Origin of the sequence: Luteimonas sp. gir, from assembly GCF_037198055.1 — a bacterium.
Taxonomy (GTDB): Bacteria; Pseudomonadota; Gammaproteobacteria; order Xanthomonadales; family Xanthomonadaceae; genus Luteimonas; species Luteimonas citri_A.
Genome location: NZ_JBBAXQ010000001.1, coordinates 668,241 through 686,673 on the forward strand (window position 1 = coordinate 668,241; position 18,433 = coordinate 686,673).

Genomic DNA, 18,433 nt, shown 5'->3' on the forward strand with positions numbered 1-18,433 from the left:
TCGGCTGACAGCGTTGTCATGAGCGCCGCAGAATACCGCAACCTGTCTGCGATGTTTGCTGCAGAGCGGCAAAACCGCGACTGGTCCGGCACCGCCATCATGGAGTCGGTGCCGGTCTGGCAGAATCTGTCGCGAAATCGCACCGACTCTGGATTCCATTACATGCGTGTCCGCATCGAGGACGTCGCCGCAGAGGCCGGCGTGTCCATGAAGACCGTCTCGCGGGTGCTCAACCGCGAGCCCAACGTCGCCGCGGCCACGCGCGCGCGGGTCGAAGCCGCGGTCGGCAAGCTGCGCTACACCCCGCACCCGTCGGCGCGCACGCTGGCCGGGCGCCGCTCGTACCTGGTCGCGATGCTCTACGACAACCCGTCGAGCAATTACCTGATGGAGGTCGAGCTCGGCCTGCTCGATGCCTGCAAGGCGCATCACTACAACCTGATGCTCGCGCCGCTCGTCTACGACGCGCGCGACATCGTCGACACGGTCGAGGCGATGGTCGAGCAGTCGCGCCTGGACGGCGTTGTGCTGACGCCGCCGATCACCGATGACGCGGCGTTGCTGGCGCGGCTCGACGAGCTCGACGTGCCGTACGCGAGCATTTCGCCGATGGAAGCGCACCGCCGGGTTGGCGTGACCGTCGACGAGGGCAGCGCCGTACGCGAGATGATCGCGCACCTGGTCTCGCTCGGGCATCGCCGCATCGCGCACATCAAGGGGCACCCCGCGCACGGCGCGACCGGTTGGCGCCTGGCCGGCTATCGCGCCGGATTGCGCGAGGCCGGCCTGGCCTTCGATCCGGCGCTGGTCGTGGACGGCGAGTTCTCGCACGAGTCGGGATTCCGCGCCGCGACACGACTGATGGCGCTGCCCGAGCCGCCGACCGCGATCTTCGCGGCCAACGACGACATGGCCGCCGGGGTGATCTGCGCGGTCTACGAGCTGGGGCTGCAGGTCCCGCGCGATGTCTCGGTCTGCGGCTTCGATGACACCCCGATCTCGCGCCACATTCATCCCGCGCTGACCACGGTGCGCCAGCCCACGCGCGAGATGGGCCAGCTGGCCGGGCTGGAGCTGCTCAAGGCGCTGCGCGATCGCGACGAGGCCGGCATGGTCGAAGTGCCGTACACCCTGCAGCTGCGGCGCTCCACCGGGCCGGCGCCGCGCTGAGCGACGCGCCGATGGGCCCCACCCGGGTCGCTCCCGCCGGTTCGCGGCCGCGTCGCGGCGACAGCGCGTGCGCCGGCGCACGCACAATCGCCCCGCAAGCCGGTATCTTCGACGTTCGAGCCTGACCGGCGCCGGTGCATCCGCCGCGTCGCACACGTCACTCCGGGGATATGGATATGAGCAGCCCAAGCATTGCCGGCGACGCCTCCGCGCGCGCTGCCGAGAACACCCGCTTCATCGTCCTGATCAGTTGTGTGGCCACGATCGGCGGCTTTCTGTTCGGTTTCGACAGCGGCGTCATCAACGGCACTGTCGATGGCCTGCAGCAGGCCTTCGGCTCGAGCAAGGCCGCGCTGGGCTTCGAGGTCGCCTCGATGCTGCTCGGCTGCGCGATCGGCGCGTTCTTCGCCGGCCGGCTTGCCGACCGCTGGGGGCGGCGCAGTGTATTGATCATTTCCGCGGTGCTGTTCCTGTTGTCCGCGATCGGATCGGGCGCGGCCACCAGCTCGTTGATGTTCATCGCCGCGCGTGTGCTCGGCGGCTTCGCGGTCGGCGCGGCCAGCGTGATGTCGCCGGCCTACATCGCCGAAGTGGCGCCGGCGCGCTACCGCGGCCGGCTGGCGACGGTGCAGCAGATCGCGATCATTTCCGGCCTGTTCGCGGCGTTCCTGAGCAACTACCTGCTCGCCCGCAGCGCCGGCGCATCGACCGACGCACTGTGGCTGGGCGCGCCGGCCTGGCGCTGGATGTTCTGGATGATGGCGTTCCCGTCGCTGCTGTTCCTGGCGCTGTTGATGCTGATTCCCGAGAGTCCGCGCTATCTGATGGTCAAGCGCCGCCACGGCGAAGCGCTCGCGGTGCTGTCGCGGCTGTATGGCCCGGCGCAGGCGCAGACCACGCTGGGCGAGATCGAACGCTCGCTGGCCGGCGACCAGCACCGTCCACGGCTGTCGGACCTGGTCGACCGGGTCGGCGGCCGCATCCGGCCGATCGTCTGGGTCGGCATCGGTCTGGCGACGTTCCAGCAGTTGGTCGGCATCAACGTCGTGTTCTATTACGGCGCGGTGCTGTGGCAGGCGGTCGGCTTTTCGGAAAGCGATGCGCTGCTGATCAACGTGCTCTCGGGCGCACTGAGCATCGGCGCCTGCCTGATCACCGTGGTGTTGATCGATCGCATCGGTCGCAAGCCGCTGCTGTGGATCGGCTCGCTCGGCATGGCGGTGTCGCTGGCCGTGCTGACCTGGGTGTTCGCCAGTGGCGCCCTGGTCGACGGGCACCTGCAGTTGCCGGACGGCATGGGCACGGTGGCGCTGATCGCGGCCAATGCCTACGTGGTGTTCTTCAACATGTCCTGGGGCCCGGTGATGTGGGTCATGCTCGGCGAGATGTTCCCCAACCAGATCCGCGGGTCGGGCCTGGCGGTCGCCGGCGCCGCGCAATGGACGTCGAACTTCGCGATCACGATGAGCTTCCCGGTCCTGCTGGCCGGTATCGGCCTGGCCTCGACCTATGCGATCTACATGGTCGCCGCGTTCGTCTCGGTGGGCTTCGTGCTCAAGTATGTCCGCGAGACCAAGGGCCGCGCGCTGGAGCAGATGGAGGGCTGAGGGCGTGGTCGGTGCGTTTGGCGAAGGCGCGGTCCGCGGATCTCGCCTTCGTCATGCCTGGGGGAAGCCGATTGGGGCGTGCCGTTCCGGAGTTTCGAGGCGATCGGCATCCGCGTCGACGTAGGTCCCGCTCGTCGGCCTGCGCATGTACGCGCCGGTGCGGCTCAACGCGATAGGCGCTCACGCAGCCGCGCCCGGATCGTTGCCGCTCGGACATCGTTGAACGGCGCCAGGACACCGCGGGCCTCTTCGGGGATGTGATCGGCCGTTTCCGGTCCGGACTCGAACACGTAGTGTCTGAAGATCTCCCGCCAGGTCGCCCGCTGGTCGGGCGGCAGGTCCCGGATCGACAGCAACGCGTGCATCAGCGCGTTCATTGGCGTGTCCATCCAGTCCGGCACACGGCGCCACCAGTAATTGATCAGCACGTTGAAGCCGTCGAGGGCCTCCATGTGGTGCCACCACATGCTGGGGATGAACACCGCGTCGCCCGGCTCCAGGACCGCCGTGTGGGCATGGCGCATTGCCTCGGCGAAGCGAGGGAAGCGCGTGAAGTCGGGCGCGGCGAAATCCACCAGGCTGATCGGCTGCCCCGCGGGGGTCACGTCGAGCGGGCCGACATAGAGGTTGGCCAACTGGTCGGGCGGCAACAGCGTCACCCGCCGCCGGCCGGCGCACACGCAGGCGAGGTTTTCGGGCAGGTCCTGGTGGGCTGGCACGCGCGTGCGATTGCCGATCCAGATGCTCGCCAGCGGATCGTCGACGCCGAGTTCGATCGGGTGCTGCGCGCGCAGGCCCGGCAGGAAGGTGTCGAGCGTGGTCGCGCCGAGATAGATCATCGGCGGGTCGGGGGCATCGAGATACTTGACGAGGGTGTTGAGCGCCACGGTCAGCGGCACTTGTTCACGTCGGAAATTGAATCCCTGCAGGGCGGAGTCGTAGCCAATGCGGCCACGCTCTGAGGGCGGCGCCGTCATCGCGTTGGCGGGCATGCGGTCGTTGGCGAACCGGCGCAGGTAGGCGGCAGCTTCGCGGCTGGAATGACGTGAGGCGCGAACTAGCGGCCAGTCGGCGAACCGGCCACGCAGGACCAACGGCGCATCCTCGCGCACGGCCTGCGCGAGCGTCAGGTCGGGGGCGGCATCGGGAATGCGCGCAGAGATGGCGGATATCTCATGCATCGAGGGGTCGTCCGCAACGGTCCGATCGCAGCATAGCCCGGTCGCTGCAGGTCGCTGTGCGTTTCGCGTAGCCCGCCTCCGGCCAGATGGCCGGAGGCGGGAGAGTCGGATCAGAACTTGTAGCGGAACCCGAACATGTAGCGCGGGCCGGTCTGGGTTGCGTAGAACACCTGACGCTCGTGGCGACCATGCGAACGCATGGTCTCGTCGGTCAAGTTGATCGCCTCGGCGTGGATCGTGAAGTTGTCGCTGACCTGGTAGCTGATGTTGAGATCCAGCTGGCCGTAGTCCTCGACATACACCGGGTTCGGGCGCCAGCTGTCGTAGGTGCTGGACAGGAACTTGTCGCGCCAGTTGTACGCCGCGCGAACTTGCCATGGTCCCTTGTCGTAGAACGCAACGAGGTTGGCCGAATCGCTCAGCCCCACCAGTGCGAACTGGTCGCCCAGATTGTAGTTGTCGTAGGTCAGGTCGGAGTCGACGATGGTGTAGTTGGCGGCCAAGCCGAATCCGCTCTCGCCGAAGACGTGCTGTGCACTGATCTCCCAGCCGTCGAGCGAGGAAGATTCCTTGTTGACCGGAACGCTGACACGGAACACAGCCAGCGGGTCGCCCGGCTGCCCTTCGATCGTGTTGTTGGCCTCATCCACGCCCGGTGCGCCAGCGAAGTTGTCGAAGATGTACTCACGTACGCAGCGGCGGAACGCGGTCGCGCCCGGCGTGCACCCGGCGGCGACAGCTTGGTTGTAGTAGGCGCCGCCGACGGGTGTGCGGATGTCGAACGGCGAGATTTCGACCACAGACGTACCGATGTAGTTGTCGATGTCCTTGCGGAACCAGCCCACCGAAACGTAGCTCGACTCGCCGTAGTACCACTCGACCGACAGGTCGAAGTTCTTCGACTCGAGCGGGCGCAGCCCCGGGTCGCCCTGCGAGCCGGTGCCGCCCTCGAAGGCGGCGAACGAGTCGAGCGTCTGGCCGCCCTGGATATGGTTCCACTGCGGCCGGCCGATGCTGTGACCGTAGCTGGCACGCACGACCAGTTCGTCGGTGACTTCGAGGCTCAGGTCGACGCTGGGCAGCCAGTAGTCGTAACTGCCACGCAGTTCAGTGAAGTCAGGTTCACCGAACTGCACCGCGAACTCGTTCTCGCCGGTCCAGGTCATGCCTGTGGCGATCGGTACCAGGGCTCGCGAGGCGACGTCCGTTTCCTCGTAACGGACACCGACCGATGCGTGGAGCGGCATCGCCAGGTCCCAGGTGTTATTCCACTGCACGTAGGCGCTCTTGGACTTCTCGGTCGCGCGTCGATCGGTGCTGAACTCATCGGGCGGCAGATACGCGGAGGCATCGCCACCACGCGCGGCGATGGCGGCATCGCGGACCCGCCCGAAGTCGAACAAATAGAACTGGCCGAACATCCCGCCGCTGCCGGGGAACTGGTCAAAGTAGCGACTCATGTCGTCGGCGATCCACAGATCGTCGGCGTAGTCGCCGGCCCGATTGCCAAAGCCACCCCAGTCGTCGCGCTGTGTGAAGCTGTAGGCCGTGCGGTTGTTGACTTCGGTGAACGCCGCGCCAAATTGAAGGCTGGAGTAGTCGCCAAACTGGAAGTTGCCGCGAACCTGTCCCTGCTCCACCTCCGACTTCATATAGCTGTTGCGGAAGGACGACCCGGTAACCATCATCCGATCAGCGCCCACGCGGGTCATGCCCGGCGGAAGCTGCACGCCGAGTACGGGGAAATCACTGCTGAAGTCGACTGTCGTGTTGCCGCGTACGAAGGCGGCCGCGCCGATCACATTGTTCGAACCCCATGGGCCGTCAGCGCCCGATTCTGCACTGGAGGAGTGGTAGTCGAACTCCAGGTCAAGGCTGTCCGTCACTTCCCAGGCGACATTGAAGCCGAGGGACTTGTTCTCGTTTTTGGTCGCGAACTGCGCGCCGGCCATCGCCAAGTCGCTGCCCTCGAGCACGCCGTTGACTGTCTGGAAGTCGATGAACTCGGTGTATGAGGTGGGTGCAGCGATCGGGCCGTCGGTCCATGATGTCCGCGAGGCCGCCTGATTGAACCAGGTGGACAACTCGTGGCGCTGTTGCTGGATGCGGTTCTCCGAGTACGTATAGTCGAGCGTGGCGGTGATGCGGTCGGTGGGTGCGTACTGCAACGTACCCTGCGCGTTGGTGCGCTGGCGCTGGATACCGTTGAGTGCATACACCAGGTTCTGCGGCACGGAGTAAATATCACCGGCGCCAGGGGGATTGGTCGCGTTGGCGGCAGGGCCGGGCAGCGCTAGCGGGCCTTCGTCACCCGGGAATGCGTACCAGCCACCGCCCACGGCTGCCTCGTTATAGCCCGAGTCGCGCTCCTGGTAGCTCGCGCTGACAGAAACGCCGAGCTTTCCGTCGGCGAAGACGTTGCTAAAGATGCCCGACATTTCACCCGTGGTCGAATCGCCACGCATGCTCTTGGGAAGATTCTCGGCCGACGTGTCGTGCACTGCCTTCATGCCGACACTGATCAGTTCGCCCATGTCTAGCGGACGACCTGTCTTGATGTTGATCGTCGCGCCGATGCCGCCCGTGGGTGTAGCCGCGCGACTGGTCTTGAACATCTCGATGCCGGAGATCGATTCAGACGCGAGATTGGCGAAATCGAACGCGCGCGAGTTGGAGGCATTCGTTGCCTCGATGCTGGAGGCAGGCATCTGCCGACCGTTGAGCAGCACCAGGTTGAAGTCAGGCCCGACGCCGCGAACGGTGACCTTGGACCCTTCCCCCATCGAACGGTCGATCGACACGCCCGAGATGCGCTGCAGCGACTCGGCCAGGTTGGTGTCGGGGAACTTGCCGATGTCCTCGGCGACGATGCCGTCGACGATGCCCTGCGAGTCGCGCTTGAGGTTCATCGACGAGGTCAGGCTGCCGCGGATACCGGTGACGACGACGGCGTCGAGTTCGGTGGCGTCAGACGGCGGCTCGGCGACCTGGGCAAGCGTCGGCGAGGCGAGGGCGAGCAACAGGGCGGACGTCAGCAGCCGCTGCTTCGGCGCGGCACGGAATGGCTTCATGGATCTTCCCCTCCCAAGGGATCTCACGAAAGTCGATCGAATTGTGGGCAGCGCACCGCGCGCGGAACACGCCGTGGGCCACGACTGCATTAGGAAGGGAGACTGACAGCGTTGTCAACCGGGCTGCGCGACCTGCACGGGCGCCGTCCGCAGCGACGGTGGTGCTCACCGGCGATGCACGCCGCCATCGCCAGTCTCGACCGCCCATCCGGAGTGTGCAGATGATCCAGGACATCGATGTCGCGGTGGTGGGCGGCGGGCCGGCGGGCCTGACCGCGGCGACCTATCTGCGCCGTTTTCTGCGCAGCGTGGTCGTCATCGATGGCGGGCGCAGCCGGGCGCGCTACATCCCCGAGAGCCACAATTGCCCCGGGTTTCCGCAAGGCGTATCCGGTACCGGGCTATTGCGTCGCATGCGCGAGCAGGCCGAGGCGTTCGAAGTCGAGATCACCACCGGTTGTGTGGACACGATCGTCCGCGAGGGCGAGGGCTTCGTCGTCGCCGCAGCCGGGAGGCGTTGGCGCGCCCGCAAGGTGATCCTGGCCACCGGGCTGACCGACCGATTGCCCGAGGTCCCTTGGGCCGAAGCGGCGATCGCCTGCGGCGCGCTGCGCCTGTGCGCGATCTGCGATGCCTACGAGGCCAGCGACCAGACGATCGCGGTCTACGGCCCGGGCGCTGCGATCGGTGGCCATGCCGCGTTCCTGCGCGGCTATTCGGCACGCATCGCGCTGCTGCCCACCGACGAGGATCTTGCGCACGAGGCCATCGCGCGGGCGCAGGCCCTCGGCGCGACCCTGTTGCCGCCCGGCGGGGCGCTCGAATTCGATGGCGCGCACTGCCACTACCGCACGCCCGACGGCGGCGTGCACCGCTTCGATACTGTCTATCCGTACCTGGGCTACGAGGGTGGACCGTCGTTGCCGACCGGGCTGCGTCTGGACAGCGACGACAGTGGCGCGCTGGAGGTCGATGCGCATCAGCAGACCCGGGTGCCCGGGCTCTATGCGGTCGGCGATGTGGTCAGCGGTCTCAACCAGATCTCGGTCGCGGTCGGCCACGCGGCGATCGCGGCCACGCATGCGCACAACGCGCTGCCCTTCGTGCCGCGCGCGCCTGCGCCCGGGTAGCACCCGGGCGCAGGAACGCATCCTTCCGATGTGGCCGGCGAGGCCGCCGGCCGGGGATCAGAACTGGTAGCGCACGCGCAGGCCGTAGGCGCGCGCATCGTTGAGGAAGCGGATGTTGAGCCGCGATCCGACGAGCGCCTTCTGTGACACATCGTTGTCGAGCAGGTTGCTGCCGTAGAGCTCGTAACGCCAGCGCCCATCGAGCGAGGTGAGGCCGATGCCGGCATTGAGCGTGACCTCGCCGCGCTGGCGATCGGGGAAGCCAGCCTCTGCCGCCGTTTCCTGCCGCACGAAGTTCCCGGCCTGATCCACGTACGTCACGTCGCGGTTGTTGTACTGGGTCAGGTAGTAGGCCGAGCGGTAGGACGCCAGCAACTGCCAGTCGAGCGAGCCGAACGACAGCTCGGTCATCTGCTGCAGGCGGATGTTGCCGGTGAAGCGCGAGGCGAGCGGCAGCTCATTGCCGGTCAGGTCGATCAGCGATGTGACGCCGCCCTCGGCGTAGTTCTGGCTCCGCGCGTCGCCGACAGTGCCTTCCTTGATTTCGCTGTCGAGCGCCAGCGCGTTGATGTGCAGCATGAAGCCGGCGCCGAAACGCGTCACGCTTTCGGCCTCGATGCCGTAGATCGCCGAGCGGCCGATGTTGCGGTTGACCAGCGAGTAACCGGCCGGTTCGCCATCGGGGTTGAGCGAAATCACGGCCAGGTCCTGGAACACCTGATCGGTGTAGTCGTAGTAGAACGCGCTGACATTGAAGTTGCCGGGGCGCCCGAACCAGCGATGGCTCATCTTGCTGCCGATCTCGTAGGCCTTGATCGACTCGGGGCTGAAGGTCTCCGGGATCACGTTGACGTCGAAGGTGTCATTGAAACCGCCGGACTTGTGGCCGGTGGACACCGTGGCATAGAGCATGTGGTCGTCGGTCAGGTCGAACTCCACGCCGGCGCGCCAGTCGTTGAACTGGAAGCGGCTTTCGCCGAACTGCTGGGAGGGGATCGAGTTGACCTGCGCCCAGGACTGGTACGGGCAGTCACGCAGATCGCCACCAATATCGGGACGATCGATGCAACCGAAGTCGCCGCCGTTCGCCACGCCGCCGATCTGCTCGGCGATGGTGTCCCGCTGACCGTGCTGCAGAATGCCCTGCAGCAGGAAGCGCGCCATGTCCGCCGGGGACGTCAGCCCGGTCACGTCGAAGTTCGGTCGCTTCATGAAGGCAGGCGCAAATCCCTCGGTCCCGAGACGAGTGGAGAAGTCCACCGGCGTGCTTGGGTCGACGCCTGGAGCGAGCGTACCCGGCAGGCCCAGCGCCCAGTTGCCGCCGATGCCGTAACGCGACTTGGCCTCGCGGGTGCGGCGCACGCCGGCCTTCAGGCGGGTGCGGTCGTTGACTTCGAAGGTGCCGTCGGCGAACAGCGCGGTGGAGCGCCCGTTGACGCGCGGCATCGTGAACTCGGTGCCGGAGAACCAGGTGCCCTTGTCCGACAGCGACAGGTAGCCGACCTGCTGGTCCTCGTTGAAGTGGAACGCGCCGCCGGTCCACTGGAAGCGGCCGTCACCCGACGAGGACAGACGCAGTTCGTGGGTCGTCGATTGCGACAGCGTCTCCCAGTACTGGGTCGAGAAGTTGTCGTAGTCGAAGCCGCCCGGATTGTCCGGTCCGCGCGGACTGACGTCGCGGCCCGGCCACATGATGCCTTCGCTGGCAGCGTTGGTCTGGCGGTAGTCGACGTCGCGATAGCTGGTGTTGTATTCGGCGACGATCGGGCCGAAGTCGTAGCTCACATTGGCCATCGCGCCCCAGTTGGTGCTGTCGAGCGTGCCCTGCGGGCCGCGATAGACCACGTTGCGCAGGTCGAGATCGTCGGGCGAGAGGCCAGGGCTGTTGGGGCAGGTGTCGGGGTCGGCGCTGCCACAGGCCGCGGTCCAGATGTTGGCACCCGGATAGCCGGTGCCGCCTTCCTTGCCCATGTCGGCCATCGCGAAGACGCTGAGCTTGTCGTCGGGCTGGTAGAGGAACGACACGCGGCCGCCCTTCTCGTTCTGGATGCCGGCCGGGTCGAGGCGCGGGTCGCCCGCATTGCGGAACGAACTGTCCTTCTCGACCTTGTAGCCGGCAAAGCGCAATGCCGCCCAGCCGCCGAGTGGCAGATTGAGTGCGAACTCGCCCGCCTGGTGGTCGCGGTTGCCGGCCTCGAGCTGCACGTAGCCACCGAACGCCTCAAGATCCGGGCGCTTGGTGACGATGTTGAGCGAGCCGGCGAGCGCGTTGCGTCCGCGCAGCGTGCCCTGCGGGCCCTTGTTGATCTCGACGCGCTCCACGTCATAGAACATGCCGCCCAAGCCGCGCGGACGCGCGATGTAGGCGCCGTTGATATGCGGCGCTGCGCCCGGATCGCCGAGCTCGGTGTTGTTGGCCGAGCCCACGCCGCGGATGAAGATTTCCAGGTTGCCTTCCTGGTTGGCCATGCTCAGGCCCGGCACGACCGCCTGGATGTTGCGCAGCTCGTTGTTGATGCCCAGGGCGCGGGCGTCGTCGCCGGAGATCGCCTGCGCGGTACCGGCGTACTTCTGCAGGTCCTGCTCGCGGCGCTCGACGGTGACGATCACCGAGTCGAGCGTCTTCGCCTCATCCCGGTCGGTGGTGGTCGACGGTGCGGTGGTCTGGGCGGTAGCCGGCAGGGCGCCGAAGGCCAGCACGGTGGCGATGGCGCAGCACAGGGCGCGCCGCGGATGCGGTGTGTACATAGGGTCCCCTCCCAAGGGCGTGCCGGCGCATCACGTATCGGGATGCGCTCGAGGGGCGCATTTAGCTTGGCTTTGACAGCGCTGTCAAATCGGTGGTGACAAGGCGGGAGGCGGCGGCGTCGTATGTGCAAAAACAGACGGCCACGCGGCCGCGTTTGGTGTGCACTGCAGCATGATTTCGCGCAGCGACGCTGCGTGCTGGCTAGCGCCGGCGGGTGTGCCCGCGCATCACCGCCAGCACGTCGTGACAGGCGCCCATCGTGTGGTAGTCGGTCTTGCCGGCCGGGCTCTTGAGGTCGTCGACCTTGTGGTTGCGGCGGTCGAGGATGCGGTACCAGGCCCCATGCGTGTGATCGACGAAATGCGCCCAGGCGTAGGCCCACAGGCGCAGGTAGTCGTCGCGGTAGCGCACCTCACCGGTGGCTTCGAACAGCCGCCAGGCCGCGGCGATCGCTTCGGCCTGGACCCAGAAATACTTGTCGTCGTCGCACCAGAACATCGGGGCGGTCGCCAGGTCCGGAGGCGGCGTGCCAGGGGCGGGCGAGGCCTCGCGCAGCGCCTGCGGCGCAAAGCCGTAGACGATGCCGCCGTGCGTGGTGTCCCAGCCATGGGCCAGCGCGGCGTCGTAGAGCTGGCGCGCGGTCGGCAGCAACCAGTCGGGCGCATCGGGCCCCAGGTGCGCACGCAGCGACAGCAGCAGCTTGGCCCACTCGACCTGGTGACCGGGCTGGAAGCCCCAGGGACGGAACAGGTGCTTGGGGTCGTCGCGGTGATAGTCCCAGTCGACCGACCAGTCCGCGTGCCAGTGCTCCCAGACCAGCCCGCCCGACAACGCCGCCTGGCGCCGGGTCATGTGGTCGGCCAGCGTCAGGGCGCGCGTCAGGTAGCGATCGTCGCCTCCGGCCTCGTGCGCGGCGATCAGGGCCTCGCACAGATGCATGTTGGCGTTCTGGCCCCGATAGGGCGCGTAACGCCACTGTGCGTCGGCCTCGTCGCGGTACAGCCCGTGCGCCGGGTCCCAGGCGTGCTGCTCGAGCAGGTCCCAGGTCTCGTCCATCCCGGCCGCGGTGTCGAGCCCGGCCTTGCGTGCGCTCGCCTGCGCCAGCAGCACGAAGGCCAGCCCATAGCTGTGATGGGTGCGGTCCTCGGGCGCGCCGTCGCGCAGGGTCCAGGCATAGCCGCCGCTCGCCGGGTCGCGATGGGCCTCGCGCAGGAAGTGCAGGCCGTGCAGGGTCGCGGCGCGGTCGCGGTCCGCATCGGGTCCGTCCGCGAACTCGACGGCGGCCATCGCGAAGTCGTAGACGAAGCGGGTGCTGCTGACCAGGTGGCGGTGGCTGCGGTCGTAGACCGTGCCGTCGTCGCGGAAGTAATGGAAGAAGCCGCCGGCCCGGTCGAGCGCGCGCGAACGGTAGAACGCCATCGTGTCGGCGATGTGCGCGCGCAGCGTCTCGGGCGAGGTGAAGTCGGGAACGGGCGTTGCGGGCAACATCATTGCGCAGTCTCGAGCAGACGGTCGATGGCGTCGCGCGCGGGCATCGCGTCGAAGGCGCCGTGTCGGGTGGTGGCCAGCGCGCCGGCGGCCGCGGCGTGCGCCAGCAGATCGGCGCGCAGCGAGGGGGTGTCGAAGGCGGTGCCCAGGGCGCCGGCATCGACCGCGCGGTCAGCCAGTCGCCACAGCAGTCCGGCGACGAAGGCGTCGCCCGCAGCGGTCGTGTCGACCGCGCAGACCGCGAACGTCGGCGCCGTGCCGGCGTTCGTGCGTGTCCACCAGCGGATCGGTGCGGCGCCGTCGGTGACGACGAGCACGCTGGCCGTCTGCAGAATGCGCGCAACGGCTGCGGCTGGGTCGCCGTCGCCGGCAAGGAATGTCAGTTCCTCTGCGCTGAGCTTGACCAGATGGGCCTGTGCGAGCGCGCGCCACAGCGTGGGCGTCGGATCGGTTCCCGCCGGCCACAACGCCGGACGCAGATTGAGATCGAAGCTCACCAGCGCGCCCTCGCGTGCGGCGCGTGCCATGCCGTGCAAGGTGGCCTGGGCGATGGCCGGCTCGGTCAGGCTGTTGGAGCAGGCGTGCAGTGCGGTCACGTCGGCGAAGGCGTCATCGGCGAAATCGCGTTCGGTGAACAACAGGTCCGCAGCCGGTGGGCGGTAGAAGCTGAAGCTGCGCTCGCCGTCGTCGGCGAGCGAGACGAAGGCCAGCGCCGTCGGCGCGGCGTCGGTGCGTCGGACCTGCGAGGTGTCGACGCCGTGCTGCCGCAACGCTGCCTCCAGGGTGTCGCCGAACATGTCCTGCGCCAGCATGCCGACGAAGCGCGCCGTGCCGCCGAGTGTGGCGATGCCGACCGCGACATTCGCCGGTGCGCCGCCGGGTTGTTCGACGAACCGCCGCGCCTGGCCGGCGGTCGCCGGCTCGGCACGGAAATCGATCAGCGCCTCGCCGAAGCAGGCGATGGTGCCGCGCGTGCGCTCCATCAGTGCATCGCGCTCGGGCGGGGCGCTGGCGTGCCGGCGGGTGCGAGCGCATCGCCACGCACCCGCGAACCGCGCAGCCCGTACCAGATGATGTAGACGTAGCAGACCAGCGGAATGACGAACGACAGCTGGATGCCGACGCGGTCGGCCAGTGCGCCCTGCGCCAGCGGAATCAATGCGCCGCCGACGATCGCCATCACCAGCAGGCTCGACGCCTTGCTGGTCAGCGTGCCCAGGCGCTCGATCGCGGTGGTGAAGATGGTCGGGAACATGATCGAGTTGAACAGGCCGACGGCCAGCGCGCTCCACATCGCGATGCTGCCGCTGCTGGTCATCGTCACCGTCAGCAGCACGCACACCATGACCGCAGCGAACGCGAGCAGCCGGCGTGCGTCGATCTTGGTCATCAAGGCCGCACCGATGAAACGGCCGACCATCGCGCCGCCCCAGTAGAACGCCAGGAAGCGCGAGGCCGCCGCTTCGCTCAGTCCGCCGATCGCGGGCTCGGCCATGTAGTTGATCAGGAAGCTGCCGATCGCGACTTCAGCGCCGACGTACATGAAGATGCCGAGCACGCCCCAGCGCAGGTGCGGGTGGGCCAGTGCTTCCCGGAAGGTGTGCGGGTCATGGGTCGATGCGCCCTCTGCGCGCAGCGAGGGAATCCGCATCGTCACCACGAACACCGCCAGCAACAGCAGGCCGCCGGCCAGCATCAGATAGGGCAGCTCGACCGAGCGCGCTTCCGAGGCGCGGTAGGCGATCTGGTCGGCCATCGGCATCGCGGCGATCTGGTCCGCCCCCAGCACCGTGCCGGCCAGGATCAGCGGGCCGATGAAGTACGGGAACGCGGTCGTGCCGAACGAGTTGAGCGCCTGGGCGAAGGTGAGCCGGCTGTGCGAGGACTCGGGCGGGCCCAGCAGCGCGATGTAGGGATTGGCGGAGACCTGCAGCAGCGTGATGCCCGAGGCCAGCACGAACAGCGCCGTCAGGAACAGGCCGTACGAGGGCAGGCGGGCGGCCGGGAAGAACAGCGCCGCGCCGGCCGCGGCCACCAGCAGGCCGACGACGATGCTGGCCTTGTAGCCGATGCGCGAGACCACCGTGCCGGCAGGGATCGACATCAGAAAGTACGCGCCGAAGAACGTGAATTGGATCAGCAGCGTCTGCACGTAGTTCATCGAGAACACGGCCTTGAGATGCGGAATCAGCACATCATTGAGGCTGGTCAGGCCGCCCCAGGTCAGAAAGATCAGGCTCACCACCGCGATTGCGGCGGAATTGGACATCGTGGAACGGGATGTGCTCATGCGTCGGCTCCGGTGGCCTGCGTCGGGACGTTGGAAAAGGAACGGCGGGCGCGCACGCGCAATGTCGTGCGGGCGATGGGGTAGGCGGTGGTGGCGGGCGGCATCGTGCGCCGCCGTCCCGACAGGATCGTCCCTTGAACCGATTGAAGGTCGGACATGGTGACGCTGCCGAAGTCGGGCGGCATCTTGCAATGCAACATGCGGGAAACGGCCTCGGATGCTAGGGTCGGGCGAATTGAATCGATACAAACGAGGGCGCGATGGCCAGGCTGGGGGCAGCGATGACGGTGGCGATGGGCGCGGTGTTGGGAATGGGGGCGGCACTGGCCGATCCGGGCACGGTGGGTGACAAGGCCTACGGCGCGGTCGATCCGTTCATCGGCACCGGCGGCGAGGGCCATACCTATCCCGGTGCGACGGTGCCCTTCGGCATGGTCCAGCTCAGCCCCGACACCCGTATCCAGCCGCGCGAGAAGGGCTACGACTGGGCCGCGGGGTATCGCTACGACGACACCAGCATCGTCGGCTTCTCGCACACCCATTTCTCGGGCACCGGTCACTCCGACCTCGGCGATGTGCTGCTGATGCCGACCACCGGACCCGAGCGGCTCGAACGCGGCGACCCTGATCGCCCCGGCAGCGGCTACGCCTCGCGTTTCCGCCACGACGACGAGGTGGCGCAGCCCGGCTACTACGCGGTCACGCTCGACGATTACCGCGTGCGGGCCGAACTGACCACCAGCGCCCGTGCTGGCGTGCACCGCTACACCTTTCCGGCGGGCGAGGACGCGCGCGTGCTGCTGGACCTGCGCACGTCGATGTACGACTACCCGGGCAAGATCCTGTGGTCGCGGCTGCGGCGCATGCCCGATGGCACGATCACCGGCTTCCGCGAGACCCGGGGCTGGGCGCCGGGCCGGCAGCTGTACTTTGCGATGCGCTTTTCGCGGCCGCTGCAAGGCCATGCCTTCCACAACACCGAGACCGACATCCTCTACAAGGGCTTCGCGCCGCCGGCCGATCGCAGCCCCGGCGAACGCGCGCAGATCGAGGGCCGGCAACTGGTGGGGACCTTCGATTTCGGCAAGCTCGACGCACCGCTGGTGATCAAGGTCGCGATCTCGTCGGTCGACGAGGCCGGCGCGATCGCCAATCTCGACGCGGAAGTGCCGGATTTCGACTTCGATCGCGTGCACGCGCAGGCCCGGGCGCAGTGGACGCAGGCGCTGTCGGTGCTCGACATCGACGCGCCCGAGCACGACCGCCGCAGCGCCTACACCGCGCTCTACCACACGCTGCTGGGCCCGACGCTGTTCATGGACGTCGACGGGCGCTATCGCGGCCCGGACCAGGCGATCCATAACGCCGACGGCTTCGCTCACTACTCGACGTTCTCGCTGTGGGATACCTACCGCGCGCTGCATCCGCTGCTGACGCTGGTGCAGCCCGAGAAGCGCAATGCCGATTTCGTCGACTCGCTGCTCGCGCACCGCCGCCACAGCCCGTACGGGATCCTGCCGGTGTGGTCGTTCCATGGCCAGGAGACCTGGACGATGATCGGCTACCACGCGGTGCCGGTGATCGCCGACGCGTATCTGAAAGGCATCCGCGGCTTCGACGCCGACGCCGCGCTCGAGGCGATGACCGCCAGTGCGTCCTACGGCCCCTACGACGGGTTGCGCCAGTACATGGAACTGGGCTGGGTGCCGATCGACGAAGAAGGCGAGGCCGCCTCGAAGACGCTCGAGTACGCCTACGGCGACTGGACGATTGCGCGGATGGCCCAGGCGATGGGGCGCGACGCGGTCGCGCGCGATTTCGCCCGGCGCGCGGCGAACTGGCGCAACGCCTTCGATCCTGCGACCGGCTTCATGCGCGCCCGCAACCGCGACGGCAGCTTCCGGGTGCCGTTCGACCCGACCGCCAGCGGCTACGGCACCGATTACACCGAGGGCAATGCCTGGCAGTACTCCTGGTACGTGCCGCATGACGTCGCCGGTCTGGCGGCCGCCCACGGCGGGGCCGACGCGCTGCTTGACAAGCTGGACGCGGTGTTCGAGGCCGAGGTCGACCCGGCGATCTTCGAACACATGGAGGACATCACTGGGTTGATCGGCTGGTATGCCCACGGCAACGAGCCCAGCCACCATGTGGCCTATCTCTATGCGCATGCCGGCCAGCCCTGGCGCACCCAGGCACGCCTGGGGACGATCATGGCGAGCCAGTACGCCGACCGCCCCGACGGCCTGGCGGGCAACGACGACCTGGGCCAGATGTCGGCCTGGTACCTGTTCACCGCGCTGGGCTTCTACCCGGTCGCGCCGGGCAGCGGCGAGTACGTGATCGGCCGACCGTTCCTGCCGCGCGCCGCACTCGACCTGCCCAACGGCAAGCGTTTCACCATCGTTGCCGATGGTCTGGCGGAAGGGCACGGCTACATCGGCGCGGCGACCCTCAACGGCCAGCCGCTGCGGCGCGCATTCCTGCGTCACGACGAGATCCTGGCCGGCGGCGAGCTGCGCTTCACCATGCAGGCCGCCCCCAACCGCGATTGGCCCGGCGCGGACGCCGAGGCGCCGTACTCGATGAGCACCGCGCCGGCGCGCTGAGTCCGCGACGGTTTCTCGTGCAGCCGCGCCATACACGCGCGGCCGCGCGCTGTCGCGGCGCGTCGGCAACGGCCGTCTCGATCGGCATCCTCGACCCTCCCAGATCCGGAACACGCGGCGTCTGATGGCGCCGACCGGTCCTTGTACGAGGGCATGACAACGCTGTCAATGTGCGCGGGGCGTCGGTGACTCGCCCCGACCGCCGGAGTCGCGCGCCGAACAGGGCGCCCGGCGCCGGCCGCGGCGGAGGGCCTCCGGCTCCGTGACCGCCCGGGAGCGACGTCTCGGCGGGCAGCTGACGCGTGCCCATCCGCCTGTGCGGCCCGCGATTGGCAAAGTCACGGACCCTCGTTACGCTCCGCGCACCTCCCGCAGGCTCCCCCCATGTCGACCCCGCTGTCCGTGCCGCCGCGCCTCAACCCCCTGTCCTACGTGATCTTCGGGTCGCGCTGGCTCCAGCTGCCGCTGTACCTGGGCCTGATCGTCGCCCAGTGCGTCTACGTGTTCCTGTTCGTCAAGGAGCTCTGGCACCTGGTCCACGGCGCCACGACGCTGACCGAGCAGGGGATCATGCTGCTGGTGCTGGGCCTGATCGACGTGGTGATGATCTCCAATCTGCTGGTGATGGTGATCGTCGGCGGCTACGAGACCTTCGTCTCGCGCCTGGGTCTGCAGGGCCATCCCGACCAGCCTGAGTGGCTCAGTCACGTCAATGCCAGCGTGCTCAAGGTCAAGCTGGCGATGGCGATCATCGGCATCTCGTCGATCCACCTGCTCAAGACCTTCATCGCCGCTGGCGAAGTCGGCCTGCCGGTGTGCGGCACCGCTGATGCCATCGCCGCGGCGGCCGCCCACGCTCAGGCGATCGCTGGCGGGCTGTCGCTCGCCGCGCCGGCCTGCACCAAGGTCACCACCGCCGGCGTCATGTGGCAGACGATCATCCATGGCGGCTTCATCCTCTCGGCGATCGGCATTGCCTACACCGACAAGCTGATGACCGGCAGCAGCGCCCGCCGCGAACACGCCGCTCACTGACCCAAAAACCGGGGTCAGAGTCGATTTTGCGGTGGAGCTGACTCCGGCTTCGAGCCTCTGAATGACGACCTCGTTCCGGCGCGACGATCAATCGACTCTGACC

General features: G+C 67.8%; 12 protein-coding genes. 5 read left to right on the forward strand and 7 right to left on the reverse strand.

Annotated elements, in window-relative coordinates; all coding sequences use genetic code 11:
* Positions 1 to 162: 162 nt before the first annotated feature.
* Entirely contained in the window at positions 163 to 1,170 is a 1,008-nt protein-coding gene (locus WAF18_RS03005; protein WP_183424813.1) for a LacI family DNA-binding transcriptional regulator, read from the forward strand.
* A gap of 176 nt (positions 1,171 to 1,346) precedes the next feature.
* Entirely contained in the window at positions 1,347 to 2,777 is a 1,431-nt protein-coding gene (locus WAF18_RS03010; RefSeq protein ID WP_337243806.1) for a sugar porter family MFS transporter, read from the forward strand.
* Between the two features lie 164 nt (positions 2,778 to 2,941).
* On the opposite strand, the gene WAF18_RS03015 is transcribed toward WAF18_RS03010, so the two are convergent.
* Entirely contained in the window at positions 2,942 to 3,958 is a 1,017-nt protein-coding gene (locus WAF18_RS03015; RefSeq protein WP_337243807.1) for a cupin-like domain-containing protein, read from the reverse strand.
* A gap of 110 nt (positions 3,959 to 4,068) precedes the next feature.
* Positions 4,069 to 7,029 carry a TonB-dependent receptor gene (locus WAF18_RS03020; protein ID WP_337243808.1) on the reverse strand — a complete coding sequence of 987 codons (2,961 nt, stop codon included), beginning with the start codon at positions 7,027 to 7,029 and terminating at the stop codon, positions 4,069 to 4,071.
* 221 nt (positions 7,030 to 7,250) lie between these two features.
* Between WAF18_RS03020 and WAF18_RS03025 the strand changes: the two genes are divergently transcribed.
* Entirely contained in the window at positions 7,251 to 8,159 is a 909-nt protein-coding gene (locus tag WAF18_RS03025; RefSeq protein WP_337243809.1) for an NAD(P)/FAD-dependent oxidoreductase, read from the forward strand.
* A gap of 57 nt (positions 8,160 to 8,216) precedes the next feature.
* Here WAF18_RS03025 and WAF18_RS03030 read toward each other — a convergent pair whose 3' ends face one another.
* The 5 genes from WAF18_RS03030 to WAF18_RS03050 all read right to left on the reverse strand — a co-directional run bounded on the left by WAF18_RS03030 (position 8,217) and on the right by WAF18_RS03050 (position 14,886).
* Positions 8,217 to 10,907 (reverse strand): TonB-dependent receptor, encoded by a 2,691-nt coding sequence (locus WAF18_RS03030; RefSeq protein ID WP_337243810.1) that lies wholly within the window; start codon positions 10,905 to 10,907, stop codon positions 8,217 to 8,219.
* A 202-nt stretch (positions 10,908 to 11,109) separates the two neighbouring features.
* Positions 11,110 to 12,399, reverse strand: coding sequence for an AGE family epimerase/isomerase (locus tag WAF18_RS03035; protein WP_337243811.1), 1,290 nt, complete (start codon positions 12,397 to 12,399; stop codon positions 11,110 to 11,112).
* Positions 12,396 to 13,379: a carbohydrate kinase gene (locus tag WAF18_RS03040; protein WP_337243812.1), complete on the reverse strand. Its 984-nt coding sequence runs from the start codon at positions 13,377 to 13,379 to the stop codon at positions 12,396 to 12,398. The genes WAF18_RS03035 and WAF18_RS03040 overlap by 4 nt, the downstream gene beginning before the upstream one ends.
* Positions 13,379 to 14,686, reverse strand: coding sequence for a sugar MFS transporter (locus tag WAF18_RS03045; protein WP_337243813.1), 1,308 nt, complete (start codon positions 14,684 to 14,686; stop codon positions 13,379 to 13,381). The genes WAF18_RS03040 and WAF18_RS03045 overlap by 1 nt, the downstream gene beginning before the upstream one ends.
* Positions 14,683 to 14,886 (reverse strand): hypothetical protein, encoded by a 204-nt coding sequence (locus tag WAF18_RS03050; RefSeq protein ID WP_337243814.1) that lies wholly within the window; start codon positions 14,884 to 14,886, stop codon positions 14,683 to 14,685. Before WAF18_RS03050 ends, WAF18_RS03045 begins: the two co-directional genes overlap by 4 nt.
* A gap of 93 nt (positions 14,887 to 14,979) precedes the next feature.
* Between WAF18_RS03050 and WAF18_RS03055 the strand changes: the two genes are divergently transcribed.
* Together WAF18_RS03055 and WAF18_RS03060 are read left to right on the forward strand one after the other, a co-directional pair.
* Positions 14,980 to 17,295 carry a GH92 family glycosyl hydrolase gene (locus WAF18_RS03055; RefSeq protein ID WP_337243943.1) on the forward strand — a complete coding sequence of 772 codons (2,316 nt, stop codon included), beginning with the start codon at positions 14,980 to 14,982 and terminating at the stop codon, positions 17,293 to 17,295.
* Between the two features lie 384 nt (positions 17,296 to 17,679).
* Complete coding sequence (locus WAF18_RS03060) at positions 17,680 to 18,330, forward strand: TIGR00645 family protein (protein ID WP_337243815.1); 651 nt, start codon at positions 17,680 to 17,682, stop codon at positions 18,328 to 18,330.
* The last annotated feature ends 103 nt before the right edge of the window (positions 18,331 to 18,433 follow it).